Origin of the sequence: Rhodococcus sp. JS3073, assembly GCF_026810085.1 — a bacterium.
Lineage (GTDB): Bacteria > Actinomycetota > Actinomycetes > Mycobacteriales > Mycobacteriaceae > Rhodococcus_F > Rhodococcus_F wratislaviensis.
This window is the reverse complement of sequence record NZ_CP113951.1, coordinates 8,229,710-8,253,842: the sequence shown is the minus strand read 5'-3', so window position 1 is coordinate 8,253,842 and position 24,133 is coordinate 8,229,710. Positions and strand designations below refer to the sequence as shown.

The following is a 24,133-nucleotide window of genomic DNA, read 5'->3' as shown; positions in this document are numbered from 1 at the left end:
AATCGACTCGATTACACTCGCGCGCAGTGTAACTGGACCCGGCTCCCGCTGGTTTCGCCGGTCAGTAACTGAACGTGACCGCCCCTTCGTCGCCTATCCACTTCCACATCGGTACCGTCCCGGCGAGTTCGGCATTGGATACCAGCGCGTCCTTGTCGAGGTGCTTGGCCTCGAAGCAGATCGGGCACACCATGTAGATGCCGCCCGCGGTCTCGAATCGTGCTGCCAGATCGGGAAGCGGCGGACAACCTTCGCATGCCACGCCCTGAATAGTGCCGTCGAGCGCGAGCCGTACCGCTTCCTTCGTGAGAAACATCAGCGTCTCGCGCTGTTGTTCTGCCGCGCCGACCGCGACCAGAAACGCAACCGTCACCTTCTCGGCGTCCTCGAGACCGGTGGTGAGACTGACCACTGCTTTATTACTCATGGATTCGAGTCTTCGCCGCGCGAGGACTGCCGACAAGGGGGCTCGTCGCGTCACAGGATTCGCGCGTCGAGATCGGTGGCGATTGTGTGTTTCGACCGCACCCGCAACGGATTCGCGCCTAACCTGAAGAGGTGTTCGAACAGCATCCGTTCCAGCCGGTTTCGATGCCGTTGTGCCTCGCAGTACGTCACGATCGTTCCACCGGCGCGTCCACCGGCGAACGTATCGGGATTCACCCGCGGATGTTGACTCGGATGGGAGCGGAGCCGCGTCAGCAGGCTCGTGTCAGCCACGGGGGAACGACCGCACTGTTCACGCTGATCCCGGATACCGATATGGAAGAAGTCGACACCATCCGGATAACGGAGAGTGGCTGTCGTCGGCTCGGCGCGGCGCCGGGACAGACGGTGATCCTCGACTTTCGGTGCATCGACCCCGCCATGACCGAGAAAGAGGCCGAAATAGAGGGTGAGTTCATCGAGCGACTCGAAGACGACGGGCGACATCACCGTCTCGTGGTCCTGGCACCGCACGGTGGGGCCATCGAAACCCGAACGGATCAGCAGGCTGAGCAGGTCGTCGCTTCACTGGGATCACACGACTCGACGCTGTGGGCGTGCAAAGGGTGGGGACCGATAGGCCACGCCTATCGGGCATGGCACATTTCCTCGACTGATCTCAGCGTCCACAGCTTTCCGCTCCTGCGTTCGCTGTCGGCGAGACGATTCCAGTGGGCGCTGTCGTTTCACGGCTACAGAGGAAACGACGTCCTCATTGGCGGACTCGCTCCCGCGCGGCTCAAGTCGGACCTCCGCAACGCGATCGCGAAGGCAGTCGACGGAAGCGGAATCCGCGTTCGCGTGGCCGACCCCGGAGAACGGTATTGCGGTGAATCCGCATCCAACCTCGTCAACCGCCTGACTGCCGATGCGGCCGGCGGAATCCAGATCGAACAATCCCGACCCGCACGAATGCTGCACGGCCGAGCGATCGCTGCGGCTGTCAGCGAGGTCTACGACTCCTGGATCGCCGCCGACAATCGTCGGTGAGACATCACGGGCCCGCAGGAGCCCAGCACGGGCCGTCCGGGGGCGGGGTGTGCTCGTATCCCGGATAGCACGGCAGCACCTGCGGGGCAGGCGCGGGCGCGGGTGCAGGGGCCGGCACGGGTGCCGGTGCATTCGCCGGTGGCGAGCCGGGCGGGAGACACGGACCGTCCGGGGGCGGGGTGTGCTCGTAACCCGGATAGCACGGCAGCACCTGCGGAGCGGACGCTGCCGGAGGCGGTGCGGGTAGCGGCGCTATCGGTGGTGATTGCGGTGCCGGCGTCGGTGAAGGTGGGACCTCCTCTCGAACGGGAGCCTCCGCGACCGGCGCCTGAGTCGGTGGTGGTTCTTGCACCGGCGGCACCTGCTCGGCAGCGGTCGGGTTCGTCATGGCGGTCGGTGACGACGACGGCGAAGCCGGTCCGGCCGCGCTCGAGGACGGCATGGGCACGGCGACGTCGGGCGATGCCGCTCCCGACCCGATGATCACACCACCGACGATTGCGGCAGCGATGATCGCGGCGAGCGCAAGTCCGGCGACCACGAGACGGCGATTCCGGACGATCGGTGGGGTCGCGGGAGTGGTATCGGCGGCAGGCTGCGGTGGTGGCGCCGCGAGACGAGCGGCAGCGGCCAGCTCGCCCGCAGTCCGATAGCGCCGCGCGGGGTCGACCGCCGTTCCGCGTGCGATCACGGCGGCCATGCCGACGGGCGGCGTCGGGATCGCCGATGTCGGGAACACCTCGCCGGTGAGGCACTCGTACAACACGCAGGTCAGGCCGTAGACGCCCGACGCGGCGCCGAGGATCATCGGGAGCCCGACATCGGTGAGCTGGATCAGTCCCCCGTCCTGCACGACGACGTTCGCCGACGACACTTCCTGCTCGACCAGCCCGGCCGCGCGCACTGCCTCCAGCGCCGACGCCAGCTGCTCGACAACGCCGACCGCGCGTGATATCTCCATCGGCCCAGTGGTCGCGAGGATCGTCCGCAGGTTCGTGCCCTGGGTCGTCGGCGTTGCGAGAAAGAGTCGGTTGCCAATCTGCCCGAAGTCGTGGATCGGTACCACGTGCGGGTTCCGGATGTGCGCCGCGATGCCGGCTTCCCGTTCGAACCGATCGCAGAATTCGTCGTCCTCGGAAGCGTCCGGCGGCAGTGCCCGCACCACGACGTGACGGAACGTGACCGTGTCGAACGCCGCCCACACCTCGCCGCTCACATCGACCGTCAGCGGACGGTCCAGCCGGTACTTGCCGAACAGCGTTCCCACTTGCATTGCCACTCTCCGCGCTCGAATCGGCCGCGTCTGCGGAACTGTGCACCCGAAATTCTATGCCGTGGCGGCCATAGGGTCTCGTTGGAGCCCAGTAGTGTCCTCGTATGCGCAGAACGCACCTAGGCTTGCCCCGGTCCGGGGCCGCCCCGACTCAGGAGAAACCTGATGCGTACTGCATTCTGCAATGCCCTCTTTTCCGTGTTCGATCACCGGATCTGTTGTAGGCGGATTCCCGAATGGACCGCGCACGTCGGTCAGCCGTGGGACACCTACGACGTTGCACCGTGGAATCTGTACAACGCGATCTGGCGGATCCAGCACTGGATTCGCAGCGGCGTCGACGCTGATCGGTGACCTTGTCCCGCTCTTCGGCGGCGTCAGATTTCTACTCGGGCGCCGCCCGGGGCGGGGTGCCACACGTTCTGACGCAGGACTCGCAGGAGGGTCCCTGGGCTCATCAGCCGCTCGGGACGATCGACCAGGGCGGCGACGCGGATGAAGGCGGTAGCGAGCACGGGATCGTGCTCGGCAGCTTCGTGTAGGCGCAGGATGTAGGCATTGCCGATCCGCATCTTCGGGCTGCGGTTTCCCATCACTTCGGGAAAGCCAAGTCCCCGCCGACGGACATCTCCCACACCTTCGCGACATCGCGAAAGAAACCGCGTGCGTGTGGCTCGGTGCCTCGCTGCAGGTGACGGTGCAGTGTGAGCGCCTCGAGCGCCGCCACGGTCATCCCCTGCGCATAGATCGGGTTGAAGCTGCACAGGCCGTCCCCCGTCACGGGAAGCCGGCTGGGAGGATCGACAGTCGTTCGTACCGTCTGCGGACGCTCGCCGGAAACCGGAAGGTCCGGGCTTGCTCGAGCGGTTCTGCGTCCCGGATCACCTCGAAGAGGTCGGGGATCCCCAGGGACCGGGCAAAGTCGAGGTAGCCGTCTGGATCGGCCGGCGGATAATCGCCGAGCATCCCCATCAGCGTCACCAGGACGCGGTTTCCCTCGAGCAGCTGTAGCGCGCCCCCTCGCGGAGAATCGGGTGTCGGACCGATCACGATCCCTCGGTCGTCGCCCAACCCCGGCGCCGGGGCACGGTAGATGCGGGTAGCGTAGCCGAGGCCGACGTGCACCCTGTCCTCGTCCGGGCGTCCGAAGCCGAGATCCGCCAACCACATTGGGGCACGCGAGCCCCGTCCGGTCGCGTCCACCACCAGGTCGGCGTCGAGGATCTCCTCGGTACTGCCGTCGGCCCGCCGGAGAACGCGGGCTCCGGTGACGCGAAGGCGGTCGGGCGTCGTGGTGATGCCCGCGGCATCGCAGCGATCCACGATGGTGACCCCTTCCAGTTCGCCCACCCGGGCACGCACGTAGCCCTCCAAGAATGGTCGGCTGGCGCTCACGACGGTCATTCCGCTCACCGGCTGCGGAAAATCGGTGCCCACTCAGGCATCGCGCCCGTCGAGCCGGGCGACCGACGCGCCCGTTTCCGCCGCGACCTCCGCGAACTCGCCCAGCAACGTGGTCTTCCCGATCCCTCCGGGGCCGTGCAGGAACAGCACGGACAACTGCGGATCGGCCGACTCCAGTCCGGCCCGAACCAATTCGCGCTCGACCCGGCGCCCGACGAAGGTCCGCCTGCGCCTCGAATTCAGGACGTCTCCGAGCCGTATCGAGGACTGTGCTGTGCCCTCCATACGTCCAATCCAGAAGCAGTGCCCTTCCGACAAAACCTTGGTGGGATCCGCTCACGGTGTGCGCTGCGCACCCCGCTGCGGCACACACCCGCCACTTACCAGTTCGCGTGCCTCGCGCGGGCGACGAGGACGTCGTCGCCTGCATCGATGCGGGTGCCGAAGCCGCGGCTGATCCCGTCGAGAACCCGCCGTAGCCATTCGGTGTCACGTGTCGACGCGCGTTGCAGTCGCATCTGCCGGGATCTCATCGGCACCATTCGCAGCTCGCACAGTTCGCGGGTGCGCGCGTCGAGGGTCACCAGGTAGAGCAGCCGCAGATCGTCGCGGTAGCCCTCGTGTCCCCCGATGCCCTCGTAGTCGTTGATCAGGTCACCGCAGCCGTACAAGATCGGATGGCCACGGTAGATCTCGACCGGCCGCGGGTGATGCGACGAGTGCCCGAAGACCACGTCGACGCCACCGTCGACGAGCCGATGCGCGAATTCGACATGCGCATCCGGCACGTCGTAGCCCCAGTTCGAACCCCAGTGCAGAGAGACCACCACCACGTCCGTGTTCCGTCGTATCAGCCGCGTCCGGTCGAGCACACGGTCCGCCTCGGCGCCGGTGGGCTCCGAAAGGAACGCGACACCAGGCCGGCCCCGGCGGGCCGCCCCGCGCGGCGAGACTCCGCTCGACGTCATCCCTGCCGCCCAGATCAGCAGCCGACGACCCGCCCCGGCCTCCACGACCACGGGACACCACGCCTGCGCCACGGTGCGCCCCGCTCCGACGGTCCGCACGCCGTTGCGGGCCAGCGCGTCGAGGGTCTCCACGAGCCCATCGGCACCGAAGTCGAGTAGGTGATTGTTCGCCAGCACGCAGACGTCGATCCGCGCAGCGGTGAGCACCCCGAGGTTCGACGGATGCATTCTGTAGTTGATTCCCTTGGAGGCGAAGCGGGCACACGTGGTGACGGTCGTTTCGAGATTGATCACGCGCGCGTCGGGCTCGGCCGCGTCGAGGACGGGCAACGCCTCACCCCACGGCCACCCGAACCCGACGGGGCCGCGGATCGAGCCATTTCGCTTCTCCGCCAACGCCACGTACTCGCGGGCGTCGTGGACGCAGCGCTCCCTCAACTCCGGGTCGCCGGGGAAGGGGAGGATCTGGTCGACTCCCCGACCGGTCATCACGTCGCCGGCGAGGAACATCGTGATGGTGTCGGACATCGAAATCCTTTGCGACAGCACAAGTGCCGGGAACATACTCGGCGACCGACATCACGGCTCGGAGAATGCACCCGCCGCTCGCACCGTCATCAGGCTCGCGCGCCGGCTCTATCGAGCTGGGAGACCCGTTGCGGGCTCAACTCGAGGATGACGCCGATATCACGCACCGAGAGACCCGATCGGCGCAGATGCGCGACCGCGGCCCGTGAGGCACGCGCTGCACATTCCTGCGCGTGGGCGGCGGACTCGACCTGCAAGTGGGCCGCTCGAGCCTCCATGAGCGCCGCCGAATCCCCGATCTCGTAGTCGAGGATCACCTCTACGTCCTCGGCCGGCACATCCTCGACCAGATGCACGGCATCCGCCACCATGGCAGAAACCTGATCGAGCCGCCGCGCCTGAGTGACAGCCGCCTCGACTCCTGGAACCTCCACCACCCACCAGCCGCCACGACGGGTGGCCTTCGCCGTCACCTTCATCACGAACCACTTCCTGCCCGGGTCGCATCTCATCCGAAACCCGCCCCCTCCAACGACAAGTCTAGTCCCCCTCTACTGAGCACAACTACACGGACAGAAGACATTCGGAAAATCGACCCATCGACACCCGGCACCCGGCACTCTCACCAGAAATCCAGTGCCTGGGCGGTCGCGGTGGACTCCGCGTGGGTGGGCCGTAGGGCGCCGCCGATGGCGTAGACGGTGTGACCGACCGTCGCAACGGACATGCCGTGAGCCCCCGTGGGCATGGGCGGCAATGGTGACCAGGTCCCCGAGGCCACGTCGTAGGCCTCGACCGTCGACAGCACCTTGGTCGGTTGTTCACCACCGACCGCGACGATGCGGCCGTCGATGAACGCCGCACCGAGCCCACCGCGAGGGGTCGGCATGGCCGGCAACGTCGTCCACGTTCCCGCGGCGGGGTCGTAGCGTTCGACCGCGGCGGTGTTCTGATCCGATGCCAGATCCCGCCCGCCGATCGCATAGAAGTAGGTCCCGTCCGACACCCCGGCCAGATGCTCCCGTGACGTGGGGATGTCCGAGACGGTCGTCCACTTCGTGCCGTCGAACACTTCGGTCGTCGGCACCAGTGCGCCGTTCGCCTGCCCTCCGGCCACCACGATCCTGTCGCCCACCACCGCTGCGGCACCAGCGGACCGGGGCTCGTTCAGTGGGGGCAGATCCACCCACTTGCCGTTCCGCAGCGCGAGCACCCGGTCGGACGTCGTCCCGCTGAGATTCGGGCCTTTCGGCACCCAGCCGCCGAGGACCACCAACTCGCCCCCGTACTCGACGGCCATCGCATGATTGAGGGGAACCGGAAGGTCGGGGCCCGCCTTCCAGGTGTCGATGGCGGGGTCGTTCCCCTCGACCTTCGGGGTCGACCCCGCATTGTCGAGTCCGCCGAGCACCCAGATCGTGCCGTCCGCGACGGCGGTCGCCGTCTGCTGACGAGCGATCGGCGCGTCCTTCAGCGGACGCCACGCCGGCGCCCATTGGGTCTTGCGGGGCGCGATCTGCAGGGCCTCGGAAACAGCGGTCGATTCGGCGTGTGTCGGTTTGATGCCGCCGCCGACGGCATACACCGTGTTGCCGACCGCGCCGACCGCCATCCCGTGCCGCGGCGTGCGCAGGGCCGGCAATTCCGACCACGTCCCGGCCACCACGTCGTAGGCCTCGACCGTCGACAGCACGCGAGTCGGTTCTTCACCACCGACCGCGACGATGCGGCCGTCGATGAACACCGCACCGAGCCCACCGCGAGGAGTGGGCATGGCCGGCAACGTCGTCCACGTTCCCGCGGCGGGATCGAACCGTTCGACCGCGGCGGTGTTCTGGTCCGACGCCAGATCCCGCCCACCGATCGCATAGAAATACGTCCCGTCCGACACCCCGGCCAGATGCTCCCGTGGCGTGGGGACAGGCGCGACGGTCGTCCACTTCGTGCCGTCGAACACCTCGGTCGTCGCCACCAGTTGACCGTTCGCCTGTCCCCCGGTTACCACGATCTTGTCGCCGACCACGGCCGCGGCCCCAGCCGCCCGCGGTGCGTTCAGCGGCGGCAGGTCCACCCACCCGCCGTCGCGCATGGCCATCACCCGATCGGAGTCGACCGCGGTCAGGTTCTGACCTTCCGCTTTCCAACCGCCGATCAGTATGGGTTCGTCGTTGTAGGTGACAGCCATCGCATGATTGAGCGGGACCGGAAGGTCGGGGCCGGCCTTCCAGGTGTCGATCGCCGGGTCATAGCCCTCCTGCTGGGCGGAGACGCCGTTGTCGTCCAACCCTCCGAAGACCCAGATCGTCCCGTCCGAGACTGTCGTTGCCGTCTGCTGGCGGGCAACACGGGCATCCTTGACCGGTCGCCACGCCGCAGTCGGGTCGACGGCAGGAGACGCGCCGGCGTCCTGGACGGTAGGTCGTGCGGTGCCTGGGCCGGGGGTTTCCCGAAGCACGAGGTAGCCGCCGCCGGCCAGCACCAGCGCGACGACCAGTGCCAGGATGGTCAGGACCGCGCGCCGGCCTGTGCGGGACTCTCCGATGCTGCCCGATTCTCCGGTCGGCGGCCAGGGCGGCGGGCCATTCGGCGGCCAGAACGGCGGTCCCGACGGATGAGAATCCGGCTGGAGCTGCTGGGTCGGTTCGCCCCACGGACGCTGACCGCTGTCCGAACCTTCGTATTGGATGCGACGGTATCCATCGGCACCGGAATCCGACGGGTGCTCCTCGGTCGCCTGCGCGGCCTCCAGGGGTGCCAGCGCCATCGCGTCCGAACGCAAACCGATGTGTTGCTGAGCAGCTTGGAGTTCGTGTCCGAACTCCTCGGCAGACGCCGGCCGGGCAGCGGGATTCGTCGCCATCGCCCTCTCGATCACAGCGCACACGCCGTCCGGGATGCCCTGTGCGCGCATGTCCGGCACCGGCTGGCTGCTGATCCTCACGAACTGCGCAACGAGCTCCTCACCGGTCTTCCGTTCGAACGCCGCCCTCCCCGCGATCAGCGAGAAGATCGTCGCGCCCAATCCGTAGACGTCGGATCTCGCCGTCGGCGATTCCCCGTTGAGCACTTCCGGCGCGGTGAACGCCAGTGACCCGGTAAACCCGCCGGTGGCCGTTTCGTATCCGCCGGCGATGTGCGCGATACCGAAATCGGTGAGCTGCGGCTCGCCGTAGTCGGTGAGAAGGATGTTCGCGGGTTTGATGTCGCGATGCAGCGTGCCGGTCCGGTGCGCCGTCTCCAAAGCTCCCGCCAACTTCACCCCGATGCTGATCGCCTCCGGCCAGGGCAACGGACCTTCTCGGCGTATCTGGACCGCCAGTGAATCGCGCGGGTGATAGTGCATGACGATGTACGGGCGACCGGCGTCGGTCACGCCTACCTGCAGTATGTTGACGATGTTCGGGTGGCCGGAGAGCCCACCCATCGCGTAGCCCTCCCGCAGGAAACGCTCACGATTCTCCGGGTCCAGGTCCGACGTCAGGACCTTGATCGCCACGATTCGACCCAGCGAACGCTGCAGACAGCGGTACACCACACCGAACCCGCCCCGGCCCACCTCCTCGGCACCTGCGAACCCGGCGGCGTCCAACTCGGCCACGATTCCGTGGCCGACTGCACGGACCGACGCCGCCTGTGTCGCATATGGGTCGAAATCGGCCATCGGGCGCCTCAGTCCTGTCCGACATCCACGACGACGTCGCGGCGATGCCCGCCGAGTGGGGCAGGCTTCGTACCAACGTGCGCACACGCGTTCATCGCATTCACCTCTGATGCAGGTCGACCAGACACGCCGATGCGTTCACCAGCAGTCGACGACGCGAAATTCTTTCTGTCACAAGGGCGAAGCGCGGAGTCTTTTCGTCGGATGTCGACGGGATCCGCCCTGTCCAGCAAGTATTCGACGGGTCGAGATCCGCGTCAAGATGACAATTTCCCCTCCCTAGGGTGCCTATCGGCGGCCGCGACTTCCTGCCACGTCGGCCACTGTGCACCGATCGGGCTCTGGTGCCGTCCTAGAAGGTGCCGTCGTAGAGCGCGTAACCGCCCGGCCCCGTAGCTTTCGCCCGATACATCGCCGAGTCGGCCCGGCGGACGAGTTCTTCGCGGGTGCACTCCGGATCGGACAGTGCGACACCGATACTGGCACTGATCGGCCAGTCGAGAGATTCTGCCCGGTTCAGGTCGGCGAGGCTTCCGGTGATCCGGGCGGCAATTGCCACCGCCTCCGTTGCACCTGCGACGTGCTCACACACCACCACGAATTCGTCACCGCCGAGGCGGGCAACAGTATCGCCCGGGCGCACCGCCGACCGGAGATGCCTGGCGAGAACGATCAGTGCGTCGTCGCCGCCGGCATGGCCGAGGCTGTCGTTGACGATTTTGAAGTCGTCGAGATCGACCAACAACAGCGCCACGCGGGTGCCGCCGCGCGGCGCGGCGTCCAGGGCCTCGTCGAGCCGACGGCGGGCCAACGCACGGTTCGGTAACCCGGTCAGCGGATCGTGCAAGCTCTGGTGCACCAACGCGGCTTCGGCCTCGATGCGGCGGATAGCCGCGGACAGCACCGCCGTCACCGAGCGCAGAAAGGTCAGATCACGGTCGGTGTATTCGCGGCGACGACGACTGTGCGCGGTCAACACACCCCAGACAACTTCGGAGCCGATCGGAACGCACACCCCGCTGTGCAGCCCGCGCCCCGTCATCCCGACAGTGGAGAACCGGGTCTCGTGGACCCGATCGGCGCATACGATCACCGACCCGCTGGCCGCGGCAAATCCGGGTTGCGATCCCCTTCCCGGGGCGAACACCGTCGGCGAGGGCTCGGGTCCCCGATAGGCCAGCACGGCGAGTGCGCCGTCGTCGGACATCTGCGCGATCGACGAGCACTGCACACCCATCAGTGCGGCGGCCGCACCGGCCGCCGCACCGAGGAGTTCGTCGAGGTCTCCGCCGACGGCGAGTTGGCTCAAGTCGGCGATCGCCTGCTGCTCGCGGGCCCGGTACGCGGACTCCCCCAGAGCGCGGTGCAGGCGTTGTTCGTCCACTTCTGCACCGCGGCGATCCTGCGCAATCGATGCGATCAGCGACGGCCCGGTCCGCGTGTACTGCAGCACGAATGTCGAGATCAGCATCGGGATCGGCTCACCCGTCACGAAATGGCGGAATTCCGTCAGCCCGTTCCACTCCCCCCGCTCGACCAGAGCAGACTCCACCTCACGGGCCTGCACGAGGCCGACATCCGTGAAAAGCTCCGCCGTCGTCCTCGCGTACGCGTGCACGGCATCTCCCAATCCGAGCAGACCGACACCCGCGGGATTGACATACACGATCCGCCCCGACACGAATTCGGACACGAACACCAACGCCGGAGTGTGTTCGAGGACCGCGAGCAACATCCCCGAATCCGGCAGAGCCTCCATGGATACTCCCTCCCCTGCGAACCTTCCGTCCCACACCCGCCTGTGACCCCCTCCACGATAAGCGGCCTCCACAACACCGCGGCGGTGCGGGCGTGGCACGTTGATTCTGCCTCGATGTAGGTGCACCATCGGGGCATGCGCAGAGTGCGTTGGCCGGCATTCGCGCCGCCGGCAGCCAGTGGGACCGCAGTGCACGGTCCCACCATCCTGGCGTCCAAGACTCACATCACCCTCGACTTGCTCGGAATCGTCGCCTTCTCGTCCGGAATCCACGTCCGTCTCGCGTTGACCGCGACCGGGCGCGCCGCCGAACGTGCGCGTCACGAGACACGATCGCTGTCCGATCCGACCGATCCCGACACCCAGTGGTCGTATCTGTCGGTGCTGCTGCAGCTGGGGTCTGTGGAGGGCGAAGCCGACCCCTACCTGCCACGATCCGGCTCGCCGCTGAAGTGGGGCGGGGTACCCGCTTACCGTACGGAGCCGAATTATTGGCTCGGAACGTGTACGTGCCCGCACGACATCATGATCGCTGCGGGGTGGCCGGAGATAGGCCTGGGCCCGACCTGCGTCACTGCCCTCCTCGAACCGAGCTCGTCCACTGTCACATCGGACTGATCCGAACACGTTCACTCCACTCCCATTCCGAGGTGGTTGCGGCTAGCGTCGGACAGACATGGCCCGAGATGGAGGTTCACGATGCGTTTGTCCACCCGGAACCAGCTCAGCGGAACGATCACCGAGGTGACCCTCGGCAGTGTGATGGCCACGGTCAAGGTGAAGCTCGACGGCGGCGAGCAGATCGTCACCGCATCCATCACGAAGGAGGCGGTCGAGGAACTCGGCCTGAAGTCGGGTGTGGCTGCGACGGTGCTCGTGAAATCCACCGAGGTGATGCTCGGCGTCGAGTAGCCCCCGAACCTCAGCAGTTCAGAGACCCGCGCACTGCTAGTACGCCGAGGTGGTGAGGGAATCGGGTGCTGTCACGATCTCGAACGGCATGTCGATGTGCGCAACCGTCCCGGATCGGGATCCGGGGTGGACGGAGAAGCTGCCCCCGGCCGCGACGACACGGAGTTCGTGCGATGTCAGTCCGATGTGGCCTCTGCTGAGGCTTCGATCGATCGCCTCACGGGAGATGCCGCACCCGTCGTCGGTGACATCGAGCACCGCATGCTCACCCCACCGCGCCAGCTCGACTCGGACGGTACGGGCCTGCGCGTGTTTGACCACGTTGCTGAGCAATTCGCGTGCCGCACTGAACAGCACATCATCAGCCGATGTGCGCAAGTCGTCGACCCACTCCGAAGTCAGGAGCTCCACGTCGAAACCGCCACGCGCCTGGGCAGAGCGAGTGAGATCGCCGAGAGCGCGAGCGAGACCGACACGATCGAGCACAGTGGGGTGCAGCTCCGAGACGGTCGCCCTGAGCAGGGTCGCGGATTCGGTGAGTGCGTGGGTGATGCGATCGACCGCCTCCGGGTCGGCACTGCCGGTGAGGTCGTCGAGGTCCATCTTTGCGGCCAGGACGAATTGGAGCGCCCCGTCGTGGAGTTGCTCGGACAACGCACGTCGTTCGCGTTGTTCGAGACCCATCAATTCGGCGAGCAGGGCGGTGCGGTCGCGAACCAGGTGACCGATGGTCAGCACTCTGGACCGCTGGATTCTGCTGAGCATGACGGCGCCCGCACCGAGGACGGCGAGGGCCATCGTGCTGAGCAGGATGGAGGCCCAGGGTTCTTCGTTCGAGGCCATCGTGGCCCAGCTGGCTGCCAGGAACACCAAGACCGTAGGCACGACCACGGACGCACACACGCCCGGGCGCAGCTGCGTGGAGGCCAGCAGCGGGATCACGAACAAACCGTTGCTCAGGATGTCCGCGGTCCAACTCTGTTGTGCTGCAATACCAGTCAACAGGGTGAGGCAACCGAGTACCGCAAGGTCGACGAACAGCGCGAGCCACATCGCGTTCACCGGCCCCGGACCGCCCCGACGAGTCCACAGCGCGAGCCCGCCGGACCAGAGTGCGTAGCAGATCAGGATCGCGACGCAGACGCCCGCATCGTTCATCGGCGGGACGAAGGCGAGCGTCAATGCGATGAAGAGCACCAGCACGCCACGAAGTGCGAGTTGCAGATACGCGCCGCGATAGGCGTGTTCGAGGATGATGCGTTCGAGATCTGGGCTGCCGCCGAGATCCGCGGGTAGTACCGATGACTCAGCCATGGGACGGCCTCCTCGGCCGGGCGACTCCGACAGGAAGATGCCAGGACATCAACTGCTGGACCTGCGACAATGCCCAAGATTCTAGCACCGGCGAGTGGCGGAACCACTGGACTCGACGGTCTGCTCGCGGGCCCTGCGGATCTCCGCGAACTGCGCCTCGAGTTCGCCGTGCAGTCGCTGATTGTCCAGCGCCAGAGTGGTGGCGGCCCGCACGGCCGCCAGAAGCCGCGGCTGGTCGGCGACCGCCCGGTCGTACACCAACGCCCCCACCAGGACACCGTCGCGGATGAGGGCCGTGGCCTCGCGGGGATCGTTCCTGGGTGGCAGAACCTGGGGACGTCCCTGCGCGTCCACATATCCGTCGTGCGCGCGGGAGAACGACCACAACGACAGGTTCGGGTCGCGCAATGCCGCCCGCAGTGCGTCGATGAAACCGTCACCGAGCGGGGTGGTGCCGATCTCGATCATCAGGTTGCGTACCGCAGCTCGGGCGACTCGGTAGCGCCACATCCCGACCAGCACCGCAAGCGGGATGAGCGCAGTCGACGGATATCGCAGAAGCAGCGTCCACGCATGCTGCGGGCTGTGCACCCACACGGAGACCAGCGGTGTCCAGGCGGTTGCGGCGGTCCCGAGCAGAGCGGCGATCCACAGTGGCGCCACAGCCGCCCGGTAGGCCGGAGAACCTGACCTCCACCGAGTGACCACGACACCGATCAGGACCACACCGAGGGCGATCCCCACCGCACCGAACATCACCTGCAACGCCGCGAAGACCCACGGGTCGTCACGCACCAGGAGCAGATTCAACGACGGCGGATGAGCCGGGCTGATGCGGTGAGTGTCGAGGAAGGCAAGCTCGGACACGACGGCGACCGCGTAGTACGCGTAACTTCCGCCGACGAACCATCGCTCCCACCGGCGGCGCAACCGCCCCCAGGGAAAACTGAGCACAAGTTGGATCAGCACCGGAATGTACATGTTGGTCAGCGCCGCACCTGCCGTGAACAGCGCCGGAACAGTCGAGAGCCGAAAGCCCTTCACCAGCCACAGCAGCCCTGCGGCAACCAGCAGCCACCCCAGGTTGTCCTGCGGCCGGTGGCTCTTGGCGACCAGGCCGGCCGCCACGAACACCACTCCGACCAACACGAACAATGCCAGTTCCGTCGCACTGAACACGCCCCGGCACACCTGCCAGTCGACCGATGCCGCCACCGCGACCGCCAGTACGGCGGTCACCAGGGCGGTCGCACTGTGCGCGCGAAGGCTCACCGTTTGCCGCCCGCGAGTCCGGACAATTCGAGGAACACGAGATCGATCCTCGTGGGAATCCGGATCCGGCACCATCACCACAGGGTGGCGTAATGCGACACCTGGGTGGACCTTCTCGACACCTCCGGTCACGTGTCGCCGGCAGTGTTCGGGACGGATCGATCGATGCCACGCGGCACACCGGTATTCGTGGGAACATCTCATCCGATCGGTCCAGCAGACTGACGAGAGAGGGATGTGGTGCATGACCAGGATTCAGCCCGCGGTGGCACTGGCATCGATTGCCGGTGCCTCATCGCTGCTTCTTGCGGCCTGCACCCAGGACGCATCGTCGACCGGTGGCACCGAATCGGCTGCGCCGAGCACCTCCGGCGAGGCACCGGCAGCGGAGGCACCTGTCAACGGTGTCGATGCGAAGGAGTACGCCGCCGGCGATCCGGAAACCGATTCCTACGGCTTCGTCACACCGTCAGGGAAATGGCTGTGCGCGATCATTCCCACGAAGAAGTTGGCCGGATGTGCCTCTCATCCCACCGCGGGGCCATTGGGTGTTCCGGGAACTCCGCAGATCGCGTCGCCCGACGGCGGCCCGCCGGCGGAGGCGAACGTCATCGCGGTCGAGGCGGGGAAGGAGCCGAGCTTCCAGAACTGGAACCAGGCACCCTTTCCCGGCAACGCCCACGTCCTCCCCTACGACACCACGCTGGCGATCGACGGATTCAGTTGCAATGTGCAGTTCTCCGGCGTCTCGTGCAGGGAGGATGCAACGGACAAGGGGTTCACCATCTCCACCAGCGGCTACAAGTTCGAGTACACCCCGATACCTGTGAGCCTCCCCAGTGCGATCCCGCCGCCGATCGCGCCCACTCCAGCGCCGCTCCCCAAGCAGGCACGCGGATCGAATCAGTGTGGCCCCATTGTCTATCCGGAGACCGGCAAGCCTGCGACCGTGGTCATCGTGAAGGGAACACTCCGTTGCGACGAGGCGCACACCATGCTCACGAAGTATTTCGCCGCGCCTGACAAGAGTGAACCGGTGTACAGCTTCGACGGCTGGGAATGCCGCCTCGCGGGAGACCCGGGATCCGCGGAGATCGGCTACACGATCAACTGCACCGACGGCAACGGGAACACCGTAGTCGCACAGCCGTAGACCGATCACCCGCGATTTCACGGCAGTACCCGCGAGACTCGACGCTCGATGTCTACGCTGGCGTTATGCAACCACCGAATGACCGGGCCGGCACTTGGGAAGGTTCCTGGCTCGCGGCAATGACGGTGATCAAGAGCGCTCAGCGGGTTTTCACGCCGGAGAATCGACCTCCCTCCGAGCTCATTCCCCTCGTCGAACCCCTGAGCCGGTTGGGTGATGCGCTGCGGGCTACACCGCCCGACCCCGAAGAGTCCCGCCGTCGCGCAGCCGACCTGGTGGCCGATCGAGACCTGATCGAGTGGGCATGTCGGCCGGACCAGCCCAGCGAGATCCGGGAGTTCGGGGCGACCTTGGCCTTCTTGTCGATGAAACTGACCACCTGAGTTCCAGGTTGCCGACGCCGCACGAGGGGACCGGACCGCTCAGAAGTCGTAGTCCACGACGACCGGAGCATGATCGCTCATCCGCCGGTCGGCTGCCGGATCCCGATCGGTGCCGGCCGTGACCGCGGCCCGCGCCAGTTGCGGCGTCGCGAGGTGGTAGTCGATGCGCCAGCCGATGTCGTTCACGAATGACTGCCCCAGCCACGACCACCACGAGTACGGACCGTCGGCGTCCGGATGGTGTCGCCGGACGACGTCGACGAGGGTGCGCGGCGACAGGATGGAGTCGAACCACTCGCGTTCCTCAGGCAGAAAACCCTCGGCCTGATTGCTACGCCGCCAGTTCCGTACGTCGGAACGGGTGTGCGCAATGTTGAGGTCACCCATCAGCAGAAGCTCCCTGCCCCGTGCGCGCGCCGTGCGCCGCGAGCGGGTCAACTGTCGCGCGAACGCGGAGAGGAAGCGCATCTTGCGGTCGTACCGGGCTCCGCCGTCGGGCGCCTCCCGCATCCGCCCGGGCTTCTGGAGGTGGGCCGGAAGACCGCCTTTCGGCAGGTACATCGACGCCACGGTGATCGGCGCCTCGGCGAGGTCGACCTCGACGTACCGACCCTGGTTCGCGAACTCTCCCAGACCCCGAGCCAGTGGCTCCGGGCCCAGTTCGTCGCTCTCGGTGTGCATTTCACCCGGTGCACGCATCAGTGCCGTGCCACTCCACGTCCGGACTGCGACGGGCGCACGCCGAGTCAGGACCGCGACACCGTTGCGGCCCGCGACATCCCCCTCGTCGTACGTGAGGTGATAGTCGCCGAACACCCCCGGCGGGATGGCCGCGGCACGCGCCCGCACCTCCTGAAGCGCGACCACATCGGGGCCGCGGTCGCCAAGCCAGTCCTCGAAGCCGCGCCGCTGCGCCGCGCGGATCCCGTTGACGTTGAAGGTCGCGATTCGCACGAGTCACAGTGTAGGGATCCGTCCGACGCGTCGTATCTCGCCACCGTCCACGCGACGTCTGCCGGTTCTGCGGAGTTGACCGATTTGTGTGTGAACTCGAGTACGGGTTGCTAGCCTTCCGGTGATTGAGGCCACATTGCCGGGGGGAGTTCTCGATGCTGATCGCGCGGACAGGCCCAGGAAGTGCCCGGCGAGGTGTAGCGACCGCGGCCCTGGCGGTATCGGTCGTCCTCGGCGTCGCGACGAGCCCCGCGCCTGCCATCGCGTCAGCCGAGACGTTCTTCTTCGACGACGTCGGTTCGACGGCCGTTCCGCGGGCGAACTGCGGTCCCGGTTCGCTGCCGGAAACGGGTTTGCAGGGCGACGTTCCGGCCGAGGACCGAAACAACGGCCGAAGCACTCAGGGGTATCGATGCAACATGTCGCTGGTCGGAGGCCTACAGGATCGCGGTGGCGGCCTGCTGTCGGTGACCTACGACCACTGCTCCTACACCAGCACGTTCTTCCCCGGGAACCTGCTCAACCCCACCACGCCGGGCGTACAGGTGCTCGACGTGTCGAACCCCGCGCAGCCGGTGTTGTCCACGACGCTGAACGAGCCCGCGATGCTGGGCGGAACCTGGGAAAGCCTGAAGGTCAACAAGGCACGCAAGTTGCTCGCGGCCACGGCGGTGCCGATCGCTGCCGGCACCGGTTACTTCTCCGTCTACGACATTTCCGACTGCGCCCACCCCCGGTTGCTCAACCGTGGTGCCGGTACCGACGTCACGATGCCGCTGCCGTTCGTCTCCCATGAGGGCGGCTTCTCCCCGGACGGCAACACCTACTGGGTGTCCGGCCCCGCACCGGGATTCCTCACCGCCATCGACATCACAAACCCGGCCTCGCCGCGGATCATCTGGCAGGGATTACACGGACTCGGCGGGCACGGATTCGGCATCACCCCCGACGGGAACCGGATGTACCTGTCGAATCTCGGTGGGATCACCGTCCTCGACATCAGTGCGGTGCAACGCGGCGACCCGTATCCCACGGTGCCGCAGGTCGCCACCTACCTGTGGACCGACGGCTTCTTCAACCAGCACAGCATCCCGGTCACATATGGGGACAAGCCCTACATCTTCACAGTCGACGAAACCGGCGGTGGTGGAATCAAAGTGTTCGACGTCGCCGACCCGGCGCACGCCGAGATCGTGCAGAAGATCAAGCTCGAGATCCAGCTTCCGGCCAATACCGCCGCCAACCTTCGGTCGTCGCAAGGCGGCTCGGTGTTCTCCTACGATCCGCACTACTGCGTGGTCGATCGCCCAGCCGACCCGACCGCGCTCGCGTGCTCCTGGGAATCGTCCGGGATCCGCGTGTTCGATGTTCGCGATCTGAGCCGCATCAGCGAGATCGCCTACTACAACCCGCCGGCACAGACCGGCAAGAACGTTCAGCTCACCAACTCACCGCACGCACTGTCCTCGCTGATCGGTGTCTCACTCTTCAATTTCGTTCCGCTCGCCCGCGCCGTCTTCGAGGGCAAGACGGACCCACGGGTCGCGTTCGGACCGCGCGCCGGAATGGTCGCGTTCGGCGACCTGTCCGCGGACTGGTGCTTCTCGCCTCCGGAGTTCCACGGCAACCAGATCTGGACCTCGTGCAGCGACAACGGCTTCATGGCGTTGCAGCTCGACGACGCCGTTTATCAACCACCGGCGAATCAGGCTTCGACCTATGGGCAGTGACACCATGCCCTCGTCGTTCCGCCGTCCCCTCGTCCTACTGCTGTGCGCCATCGTGCTCGGTGCCGCCGGGGTCGCCGCCGGAATGTTGCTGCAGTCGGAGCGCGACACGAACCCCGGCGGGGTCCAGTTGTCATCAGCGGACATCGGCTTCGCACAGGACATGTCGGTGCACCATGAGCAGGCCGTGCTGATCGCCCAGACGCTGCCGCAGGACGTCGATCCGCAGGTCCGGGTCATCGCCGACCAGATCGTCGTCACACAGACCTCCGAGATCGCGACGATGCGCGGCTGGCTCAACCTCTTCGACGAGCCGTTCACCACCCCGCACCCGATGCAGTGGATGCACGGATCGGATCACGCCATGAGCGACCCGGGCGGCGCACCCATGCCGGGAGCAGCGAGTACCAACGAGATCACCCAGCTCGCCGGCCTGCGCGGAGCAGATGCCGAGACACTGTTTCTACAGCTCATGATTCGGCACCACCAAGGGGGCGTCGACATGGCCGAGGCTGCCACCCACGCGGTTGCATCCGAACCGATCCGCCGCATCGCACGCGGGATGATCCGTGACCAGAGCAATGAAATCGCGGTGATGACAGCCATACTCGACACTCGAAACGCGAGACCGCTCCCCCACCCGTGAGGAGTTGAGGATCTCGACCGGCACACCTCGAAAGACCACCCACGATCGTGTGCCGACGGTAGTCGCCCCTCGGGTGCGTCCGCCCTTGCCCGGCCGCGGCGACTGTAGAAGCATTTCCGTAGGTGGACGCCGTCCGGCGACTACATGTCACGCCACTGCCGGGATCGAAACGGTGCAACCCGCGACGGCGTCCCCTGGGTCGCGATTGGTCCTGCCGACGGCTGCGGCGGGCCCGAGGAGGAAGCGTGGGAGCTCTGCTCGCAAGCATCCCGGCCATCGGCAGCCGACGCTACCGATCGGAGAAACTATGACCACCGAAACCACTCCAGTCTCCATCCAGCGCGAACCGGAACTGGCCGGACAAACCGTGGTCGTGATCGGCGGCAGCGCAGGCATCGGCCTCGAAACAGCTCGCCGCGCCCGCGCCGAGGGCGCCGAGGTCGTCCTCACCGGCCGCAACCCCGACCGGCTCGAGCAAGCAGCGACAGAAGTCGGCGCGCAACGCACCGCGGCCTTCGATGCCAACGACACGGCGTCCTTGGCGAGGTTCTTCCAGGAGCTGCCGACACCGATCGACCACGTGCTGGTCACGGCCGGGGGCCCGCGCTACGCGCCGCTGCTCGAGATGGACTCCGACGAGGTGCGCGAGCAACTCAGCGGACATGTGGTGCTGGGGCTCGAGGTCGCGCGCAACGCGGCGAGCAAGATGAGGCCCGGAGGCACGCTGCTACTCATGGGCGGAACCGGTGGCCGGCGCATCGGTCACGGACTGGGGATCGCCTCCGCCGCCACTGCGGCACTTCCCCCGTTCACGGCGGCCCTCGCGCTCGAGCTCGCGCCGGTGCGCGTCAACCTCATCGCCGCCGGCTTCGTCGACACCCCGCTGTCGGCTTCGCTGCTCGGAGATCGACTGGACGAGCGCCGGGACGAATTGCGGGCAACGCTTCCGATCGGCCGGGTCGTCGGCCCCACCGACGTCGCCGCACTGGCCGTCCACATCATGAGCAACACCGCGCTCACCGGTGCGACGTACGACATCGACGGTGGTCAGCAGTTCGTCTCCTGATGTCCAGACATCGAAACGTGGGTGGGTCGAAGGACCACCCCGATCAATCCCCAACTCGACCAGAGAGGCAACCAAATGAGCACGAATGAAGTTCACACCAACGAAGCGACCGACACGAATGTCGTGTCAGTCGACATGAAGCTGGAGGTCGTCGTCATCCCTGTCACGGATGTCGACCGCGCTACCGAGTTCTACTCCCGGCTCGGTTGGAGACAAGACGTCACACCGCCGGGATCCGGCGTCGTCCAGTTCACCCCGCCCGGCGCCGACGCCTCGATCCATTTCGGCGCCGACCTCACAACGGCCGCAACCGGTTCCGCCAAGGGATACCTCATCGTCTCCGACATCGAGGCTGCCCGTGACCAGCTGGTTGCCGCCGGCGTCGAGGTGACCCTGTTCCACCTCGGTACGGACGGCCCAGGCGACGGGCTGGACCCGGACCGTCGCAGCTACTTCTCGCTGGCGTCGTTCAGCGACCCCGACGGCAACGCCTGGGTGCTGCAGGAGATCACCACCCGGCTTCCCGGGCGCATCGACACCGCCGTCACCTCGTTCGGCTCTGCACGCGACCTCGCAACCGCGCTCCGGCGCGCGGCGGCCGCCCACGGCGGGCACGAAGAGCGCACCGGTGAGGAAGACCCGAACTGGCCCGACTGGTACGCCGAGTACATGGCCGCCAAACAGTCCGGGGCCGACCTGCCCACGTGAGGAGTTGTGAACGCCACGGCCATCTGCCGTGTCCACCGCGAGGCAGGCCATCTCCGACTCGCCCGAGCGGATCGAGCCATCCGCACGCAACCGTCACGCACTCCGTTGCTGCACAGTACTTTCGAGAACCCTCGCGCCGGGGATCCGCCGGATGTCGGGACGGTTCGGTGAGGACCTCGTCGGCGGCGCGACGACCGGAGCAGATCGCGCCGTCCATTCGAGGTGAGTCACAACTCGTCGACGCACGGCGATATCCAGACCATGAGAGGCGACACGCGCACACTGATTCCGTTCGTGGCAATGGTGACATGCATCGCCCTGGCTGCGGGCTGCCAGTCGACCAGCGAACACACCGGATCCGTCGACGGGACGACGATCCCGTGGAACACGGTCCCCGCCGCACAGTCCGGTGGAGGTGCCGCGCCCCACCCACCGGATCCTCCCCCACCGACGGACCCGAACGTGGGTCCCGGTTCCCCCGGCCCTCCCACACCGACAACACCGGGCCCGACGATATCCGGCATCCCATTCTTCCCGCACACAGCGCTGGTGACTCCACCCGTCCCCGGAGTTACGGCCAGTGGCGTGCACGTCGAGCGGCACGACGGGTTCGATCGCATCGTCTACGACTTCGGCGGCACATACGCGCCTGGCTGGCGCGCCGAATACGTCGCCGAGGCAACGCAACGCGGTCGAGAGACCGCGACACGAATCAACGGTCGATCGATACTGCAGATCTACTTCTTCGACACGGACTCCTCGGCCGAGAGTGGGATCGCCGCGTACAACGGACCGAACCCCTTGTCGGACCCCGCGGCGTACAGCGTCGTCGAGGTACACCTCACACCGAATTACGAGAGAGGCACCCAGTCGTTCGTCGGCCTCCGTACCGACTACCCGCAGTTCCAGGTCACGACTCTCACAGAACCGACGAGAATCGCCGTCGACATCCACGACTAGCACCGCATTCGGGCACTCGTCGCCCCGGCAGAGATTGCATTCCCGGGGCGACACGAGCCGACTTTCGTGACAGATCGTCAAACTCGTTGACATACTTGAAGTGATGACTATCCGGATAACGCTCGACGGCTTTCACAAGGATGCGATCTCGATGCGAGATAACAGGCCCGCAACCTCCGCACTGCAGCTCTACCGCGCCTTTCAGCACCAGCACCCCCGAACTCCGGTCCCGGCCGACTACGTCACCGAATGCGGTTTCCGACTGGGACGTTGGCAGGACCGCCAGCGGATTGCCCGCATGCTCGGCACACTGCCGCCCCAGCGCATCGAGCAACTCGACGCGATCGGATTTCTGTGGAGTGATGACGACGACCCACTTCCGGCCGTGTCACGTACCGACGCCAAGCGGCGACGGATGCTCACCGCCATCGCCGCCTACCGCGAAGAACACGGCAACGCACTTGTTCCCGCGAACTATGTCACCGCAGACGGTGAACAGGTGGGCCAATGGCTCTACCGGGCGGTGAAGAAGTGGAGGGCCGACGCCTTGCCGGACAAGGAGCGTCGCACACTATCCGTGCTCGGCGTCTCCCCCGGTCCACGACCACGAGGCCCCCGAACATCAGCACACCTTGTCGGACACGTGAGGTAAGGCGGACAGCACGCAGGCCGAATAGTGTTGCTGTACAGATGTTCGAGTATCAGGTCATTCCCCGGACAGGTCGGCCGAAAGATCCCGAACCTCGACACCTGCAGGAATCTCGACCTCGGCGACCAACTCGGGCCGGTCGTCGAATTCGAGACGAAGAGCGCGGCACATGGTCGCGTGCATGTCGTAGAGGCTGGTGATGTAGGTCAGTTCCAGAATCTCGGGATCCGTCAGGTGGGTCTTCAGGACCGCGAATACCTCGTCCGGTACCCGGCCGCCGTCGTACACGAGGCCGTCGGTGTAGGCAAGCACGGCCCGCTCGAGTGCGGAGAAGCAGTCGCTGATCTGCCAGTGCGGAACGGCCGCGATCTTCCCCTCGGGCATCCCGAGGGAACGCATCTGCTTGCAGTGCTGAGAGAAGACGAATTGGCTTCCGCGCGCGTACCCGGCCCGGCCCTGCCCCAGTTCGCGCAGCAGCGGGTCCAGGGAGGCATTGCGGTAGAGCGAGAACCCGCGTACGGCGTGCCGGAACACATCCGGCGACTGGGCGAATACGGTCCACCAGTCGCCGGGAGTGCCGTGGACGGTGCCGTGATCGACGGCGGGATCTTTGTCAGGCCCGAACAGTCGATCGTAGAAGAAGAGGATCTTCTCGTCGGCGACTTCGGCGCGGGGCACTTCACGTAAGCGGGGCACTGCGGCTCCTTTCGGACGGCGGGCAGGGTCAGGATGCGGTGGGTACGCGCCGGTCGGCGGCGGTCCTCGGTTCGTGCGAGACATCGGCTTCGGTGAAGGTGCGGGTCCAGCAGGCGAATTCGAGCAGGACGCCATCCGGGTCCTGGAAATAGAACGAGCGCACGAAGGTGCCCGGGTGCACGTGCCGGGACACGCCGGAGGGACTGTCGTCGTGGTTGAGTATCCGGCTGACCTTGATTCCTTCGGCCTGCATCCGGCTGTAGTACTCGTCGAACTGTTCCGGGGGCACCGCGAACGCGACGTGATTCATCGATCCCACCGCACTGGCGAGTTCGCCCTCGTCGGGCAGTCCTTTGGGGGCGGCGAGACCGGGCGCGGCCTCGGGGGAATCGGCTAGCCAGAAGAAGGCAATGGTGTTGCCGTTGCCGCAGTCGAAGAAGAAGTGCTGACCCAGGTCCCCCGGCAGCTCGATGGTCTTGATCAGGGGCATGCCCAACACGCCCGAGTAGAAATCGATGGTGCGTTGCATGTCCGAGCACACCAGCGCGAGGTGGTTGATACCACGAAGTTCGTACTTGGAGTTCGAAGTGCTCATAGCGGTCCTTCCGATGTGGTGAAGTCGTC

Annotated in this window: 28 protein-coding genes; 12 read left to right on the top strand and 16 right to left on the bottom strand. The window is 66.4% G+C overall.

The window, feature by feature from the left end; translation table 11 throughout:
• Positions 1 to 61: 61 nt before the first annotated feature.
• Both OYT95_RS37665 and OYT95_RS37660 read right to left on the bottom strand, forming a co-directional pair.
• The gene (locus OYT95_RS37665; protein WP_037233968.1) at positions 62 to 427 is read right to left on the bottom strand and encodes a peroxiredoxin; all 366 of its coding nucleotides are present in this window, start codon (positions 425 to 427) and stop codon (positions 62 to 64) included.
• Positions 428 to 477: 50 nt separating this feature from the next.
• Positions 478 to 933, bottom strand: a complete 456-nt coding sequence (locus OYT95_RS37660; RefSeq protein ID WP_268790501.1) for a hypothetical protein — start codon at positions 931 to 933, stop codon at positions 478 to 480.
• A 9-nt stretch (positions 934 to 942) separates the two neighbouring features.
• On the opposite strand from OYT95_RS37660, the gene OYT95_RS37655 reads away from it, so the two are divergent.
• A complete protein-coding gene (locus OYT95_RS37655) occupies positions 943 to 1,476 on the top strand; it encodes a poly-gamma-glutamate hydrolase family protein (protein WP_255221532.1) in 534 nt (177 codons plus the stop codon).
• 4 nt (positions 1,477 to 1,480) lie between these two features.
• Here the strand turns inward: OYT95_RS37655 and OYT95_RS37650 are convergent, their stop codons facing one another.
• Positions 1,481 to 2,749 (bottom strand): serine/threonine-protein kinase, encoded by a 1,269-nt coding sequence (locus OYT95_RS37650; protein ID WP_268790500.1) that lies wholly within the window; start codon positions 2,747 to 2,749, stop codon positions 1,481 to 1,483.
• A gap of 165 nt (positions 2,750 to 2,914) precedes the next feature.
• Between OYT95_RS37650 and OYT95_RS37645 the strand changes: the two genes are divergently transcribed.
• Entirely contained in the window at positions 2,915 to 3,103 is a 189-nt protein-coding gene (locus OYT95_RS37645; RefSeq protein WP_112298296.1) for a hypothetical protein, read from the top strand.
• A 23-nt stretch (positions 3,104 to 3,126) separates the two neighbouring features.
• Here OYT95_RS37645 and OYT95_RS37640 read toward each other — a convergent pair whose 3' ends face one another.
• The 8 genes from OYT95_RS37640 to OYT95_RS37605 all read right to left on the bottom strand — a co-directional run bounded on the left by OYT95_RS37640 (position 3,127) and on the right by OYT95_RS37605 (position 11,069).
• The gene (locus tag OYT95_RS37640; protein ID WP_268790499.1) at positions 3,127 to 3,342 is read right to left on the bottom strand and encodes a hypothetical protein; all 216 of its coding nucleotides are present in this window, start codon (positions 3,340 to 3,342) and stop codon (positions 3,127 to 3,129) included.
• Positions 3,342 to 3,530: a hypothetical protein gene (locus tag OYT95_RS37635; protein ID WP_268790498.1), complete on the bottom strand. Its 189-nt coding sequence runs from the start codon at positions 3,528 to 3,530 to the stop codon at positions 3,342 to 3,344. Before OYT95_RS37635 ends, OYT95_RS37640 begins: the two co-directional genes overlap by 1 nt.
• Positions 3,527 to 4,153 carry an NAD(P)/FAD-dependent oxidoreductase gene (locus OYT95_RS37630; RefSeq protein WP_268790497.1) on the bottom strand — a complete coding sequence of 209 codons (627 nt, stop codon included), beginning with the start codon at positions 4,151 to 4,153 and terminating at the stop codon, positions 3,527 to 3,529. The genes OYT95_RS37635 and OYT95_RS37630 overlap by 4 nt, the downstream gene beginning before the upstream one ends.
• A 33-nt stretch (positions 4,154 to 4,186) precedes the next feature.
• Positions 4,187 to 4,438 carry an AAA family ATPase gene (locus tag OYT95_RS37625; RefSeq protein WP_268790496.1) on the bottom strand — a complete coding sequence of 84 codons (252 nt, stop codon included), beginning with the start codon at positions 4,436 to 4,438 and terminating at the stop codon, positions 4,187 to 4,189.
• Between the two features lie 95 nt (positions 4,439 to 4,533).
• Complete coding sequence (locus OYT95_RS37620; RefSeq protein WP_037233980.1) at positions 4,534 to 5,649, bottom strand: CapA family protein; 1,116 nt, start codon at positions 5,647 to 5,649, stop codon at positions 4,534 to 4,536.
• 89 nt (positions 5,650 to 5,738) lie between these two features.
• Positions 5,739 to 6,128, bottom strand: coding sequence for a hypothetical protein (locus OYT95_RS37615; RefSeq protein ID WP_037233983.1), 390 nt, complete (start codon positions 6,126 to 6,128; stop codon positions 5,739 to 5,741).
• 143 nt (positions 6,129 to 6,271) lie between these two features.
• Complete coding sequence (locus tag OYT95_RS37610) at positions 6,272 to 9,310, bottom strand: serine/threonine-protein kinase (RefSeq protein WP_268790495.1); 3,039 nt, start codon at positions 9,308 to 9,310, stop codon at positions 6,272 to 6,274.
• Positions 9,311 to 9,662: 352 nt separating this feature from the next.
• Positions 9,663 to 11,069, bottom strand: coding sequence for a sensor domain-containing diguanylate cyclase (locus OYT95_RS37605; protein WP_268790494.1), 1,407 nt, complete (start codon positions 11,067 to 11,069; stop codon positions 9,663 to 9,665).
• 135 nt (positions 11,070 to 11,204) lie between these two features.
• Between OYT95_RS37605 and OYT95_RS37600 the strand changes: the two genes are divergently transcribed.
• Together OYT95_RS37600 and OYT95_RS37595 are read left to right on the top strand one after the other, a co-directional pair.
• Positions 11,205 to 11,687 (top strand): hypothetical protein, encoded by a 483-nt coding sequence (locus tag OYT95_RS37600; RefSeq protein ID WP_268790493.1) that lies wholly within the window; start codon positions 11,205 to 11,207, stop codon positions 11,685 to 11,687.
• A gap of 81 nt (positions 11,688 to 11,768) precedes the next feature.
• The gene (locus OYT95_RS37595; RefSeq protein WP_037233989.1) at positions 11,769 to 11,981 is read left to right on the top strand and encodes a TOBE domain-containing protein; all 213 of its coding nucleotides are present in this window, start codon (positions 11,769 to 11,771) and stop codon (positions 11,979 to 11,981) included.
• A gap of 36 nt (positions 11,982 to 12,017) precedes the next feature.
• Here the strand turns inward: OYT95_RS37595 and OYT95_RS37590 are convergent, their stop codons facing one another.
• Together OYT95_RS37590 and OYT95_RS37585 are read right to left on the bottom strand one after the other, a co-directional pair.
• Positions 12,018 to 13,295 (bottom strand): sensor histidine kinase, encoded by a 1,278-nt coding sequence (locus OYT95_RS37590; protein ID WP_128638496.1) that lies wholly within the window; start codon positions 13,293 to 13,295, stop codon positions 12,018 to 12,020.
• An 81-nt stretch (positions 13,296 to 13,376) separates the two neighbouring features.
• Positions 13,377 to 14,534 (bottom strand): hypothetical protein, encoded by a 1,158-nt coding sequence (locus OYT95_RS37585; protein ID WP_268790492.1) that lies wholly within the window; start codon positions 14,532 to 14,534, stop codon positions 13,377 to 13,379.
• A gap of 268 nt (positions 14,535 to 14,802) precedes the next feature.
• Between OYT95_RS37585 and OYT95_RS37580 the strand changes: the two genes are divergently transcribed.
• Positions 14,803 to 15,720: a hypothetical protein gene (locus tag OYT95_RS37580; RefSeq protein ID WP_442972537.1), complete on the top strand. Its 918-nt coding sequence runs from the start codon at positions 14,803 to 14,805 to the stop codon at positions 15,718 to 15,720.
• 65 nt (positions 15,721 to 15,785) lie between these two features.
• A complete protein-coding gene (locus OYT95_RS37575; RefSeq protein WP_037239461.1) occupies positions 15,786 to 16,103 on the top strand; it encodes a hypothetical protein in 318 nt (105 codons plus the stop codon).
• A gap of 39 nt (positions 16,104 to 16,142) precedes the next feature.
• Here OYT95_RS37575 and OYT95_RS37570 read toward each other — a convergent pair whose 3' ends face one another.
• Positions 16,143 to 17,057, bottom strand: coding sequence for an exodeoxyribonuclease III (locus OYT95_RS37570; RefSeq protein ID WP_268790490.1), 915 nt, complete (start codon positions 17,055 to 17,057; stop codon positions 16,143 to 16,145).
• Positions 17,058 to 17,212: 155 nt separating this feature from the next.
• Between OYT95_RS37570 and OYT95_RS37565 the strand changes: the two genes are divergently transcribed.
• The 6 genes from OYT95_RS37565 to OYT95_RS37540 all read left to right on the top strand — a co-directional run bounded on the left by OYT95_RS37565 (position 17,213) and on the right by OYT95_RS37540 (position 22,816).
• Positions 17,213 to 18,787 (top strand): LVIVD repeat-containing protein, encoded by a 1,575-nt coding sequence (locus tag OYT95_RS37565; protein ID WP_128638494.1) that lies wholly within the window; start codon positions 17,213 to 17,215, stop codon positions 18,785 to 18,787.
• Entirely contained in the window at positions 18,777 to 19,430 is a 654-nt protein-coding gene (locus tag OYT95_RS37560) for a DUF305 domain-containing protein (protein ID WP_268790489.1), read from the top strand. Before OYT95_RS37565 ends, OYT95_RS37560 begins: the two co-directional genes overlap by 11 nt.
• A gap of 307 nt (positions 19,431 to 19,737) precedes the next feature.
• Entirely contained in the window at positions 19,738 to 20,496 is a 759-nt protein-coding gene (locus tag OYT95_RS37555; protein ID WP_268790488.1) for an SDR family oxidoreductase, read from the top strand.
• Between the two features lie 75 nt (positions 20,497 to 20,571).
• The gene (locus tag OYT95_RS37550; RefSeq protein WP_268790487.1) at positions 20,572 to 21,204 is read left to right on the top strand and encodes a VOC family protein; all 633 of its coding nucleotides are present in this window, start codon (positions 20,572 to 20,574) and stop codon (positions 21,202 to 21,204) included.
• Positions 21,205 to 21,753: 549 nt separating this feature from the next.
• Positions 21,754 to 22,164 (top strand): AMIN-like domain-containing (lipo)protein, encoded by a 411-nt coding sequence (locus tag OYT95_RS37545; RefSeq protein WP_245973244.1) that lies wholly within the window; start codon positions 21,754 to 21,756, stop codon positions 22,162 to 22,164.
• 151 nt (positions 22,165 to 22,315) lie between these two features.
• Complete coding sequence (locus OYT95_RS37540; protein WP_037239448.1) at positions 22,316 to 22,816, top strand: helicase associated domain-containing protein; 501 nt, start codon at positions 22,316 to 22,318, stop codon at positions 22,814 to 22,816.
• A 54-nt stretch (positions 22,817 to 22,870) separates the two neighbouring features.
• Here the strand turns inward: OYT95_RS37540 and OYT95_RS37535 are convergent, their stop codons facing one another.
• Both OYT95_RS37535 and OYT95_RS37530 read right to left on the bottom strand, forming a co-directional pair.
• Positions 22,871 to 23,509, bottom strand: coding sequence for a carboxymuconolactone decarboxylase family protein (locus tag OYT95_RS37535; RefSeq protein WP_112298307.1), 639 nt, complete (start codon positions 23,507 to 23,509; stop codon positions 22,871 to 22,873).
• A 28-nt stretch (positions 23,510 to 23,537) separates the two neighbouring features.
• A complete protein-coding gene (locus tag OYT95_RS37530) occupies positions 23,538 to 24,104 on the bottom strand; it encodes a VOC family protein (RefSeq protein ID WP_112298308.1) in 567 nt (188 codons plus the stop codon).
• Positions 24,105 to 24,133 lie beyond the last annotated feature (29 nt).

Excerpts from the sequence above, each read along its gene's own strand:
- OYT95_RS37665 (WP_037233968.1), bottom strand. The coding sequence starts at position 427 with ATGAGTAATAAAGCAGTGGTCAGTCTCACCACCGGTCTCGAGGACGCC.
- OYT95_RS37660 (WP_268790501.1), bottom strand. The coding sequence starts at position 933 with ATGTCGCCCGTCGTCTTCGAGTCGCTCGATGAACTCACCCTCTATTTC.
- OYT95_RS37650 (WP_268790500.1), bottom strand. The coding sequence starts at position 2,749 with ATGCAAGTGGGAACGCTGTTCGGCAAGTACCGGCTGGACCGTCCGCTG.
- OYT95_RS37645 (WP_112298296.1), top strand. The coding sequence starts at position 2,915 with ATGCGTACTGCATTCTGCAATGCCCTCTTTTCCGTGTTCGATCACCGG.
- OYT95_RS37640 (WP_268790499.1), bottom strand. The coding sequence starts at position 3,342 with ATGGGAAACCGCAGCCCGAAGATGCGGATCGGCAATGCCTACATCCTG.
- OYT95_RS37630 (WP_268790497.1), bottom strand. The coding sequence starts at position 4,153 with ATGACCGTCGTGAGCGCCAGCCGACCATTCTTGGAGGGCTACGTGCGT.
- OYT95_RS37625 (WP_268790496.1), bottom strand. The coding sequence starts at position 4,438 with ATGGAGGGCACAGCACAGTCCTCGATACGGCTCGGAGACGTCCTGAAT.
- OYT95_RS37620 (WP_037233980.1), bottom strand. The coding sequence starts at position 5,649 with ATGTCCGACACCATCACGATGTTCCTCGCCGGCGACGTGATGACCGGT.
- OYT95_RS37615 (WP_037233983.1), bottom strand. The coding sequence starts at position 6,128 with ATGAAGGTGACGGCGAAGGCCACCCGTCGTGGCGGCTGGTGGGTGGTG.
- OYT95_RS37610 (WP_268790495.1), bottom strand. The coding sequence starts at position 9,310 with ATGGCCGATTTCGACCCATATGCGACACAGGCGGCGTCGGTCCGTGCA.
- OYT95_RS37605 (WP_268790494.1), bottom strand. The coding sequence starts at position 11,069 with ATGGAGGCTCTGCCGGATTCGGGGATGTTGCTCGCGGTCCTCGAACAC.
- OYT95_RS37600 (WP_268790493.1), top strand. The coding sequence starts at position 11,205 with ATGCGCAGAGTGCGTTGGCCGGCATTCGCGCCGCCGGCAGCCAGTGGG.
- OYT95_RS37595 (WP_037233989.1), top strand. The coding sequence starts at position 11,769 with ATGCGTTTGTCCACCCGGAACCAGCTCAGCGGAACGATCACCGAGGTG.
- OYT95_RS37590 (WP_128638496.1), bottom strand. The coding sequence starts at position 13,295 with ATGGCTGAGTCATCGGTACTACCCGCGGATCTCGGCGGCAGCCCAGAT.
- OYT95_RS37580 (WP_442972537.1), top strand. The coding sequence starts at position 14,803 with ATGTGGTGCATGACCAGGATTCAGCCCGCGGTGGCACTGGCATCGATT.
- OYT95_RS37575 (WP_037239461.1), top strand. The coding sequence starts at position 15,786 with ATGCAACCACCGAATGACCGGGCCGGCACTTGGGAAGGTTCCTGGCTC.
- OYT95_RS37565 (WP_128638494.1), top strand. The coding sequence starts at position 17,213 with ATGCTGATCGCGCGGACAGGCCCAGGAAGTGCCCGGCGAGGTGTAGCG.
- OYT95_RS37560 (WP_268790489.1), top strand. The coding sequence starts at position 18,777 with ATGGGCAGTGACACCATGCCCTCGTCGTTCCGCCGTCCCCTCGTCCTA.
- OYT95_RS37555 (WP_268790488.1), top strand. The coding sequence starts at position 19,738 with ATGACCACCGAAACCACTCCAGTCTCCATCCAGCGCGAACCGGAACTG.
- OYT95_RS37550 (WP_268790487.1), top strand. The coding sequence starts at position 20,572 with ATGAGCACGAATGAAGTTCACACCAACGAAGCGACCGACACGAATGTC.
- OYT95_RS37540 (WP_037239448.1), top strand. The coding sequence starts at position 22,316 with ATGCGAGATAACAGGCCCGCAACCTCCGCACTGCAGCTCTACCGCGCC.
- OYT95_RS37530 (WP_112298308.1), bottom strand. The coding sequence starts at position 24,104 with ATGAGCACTTCGAACTCCAAGTACGAACTTCGTGGTATCAACCACCTC.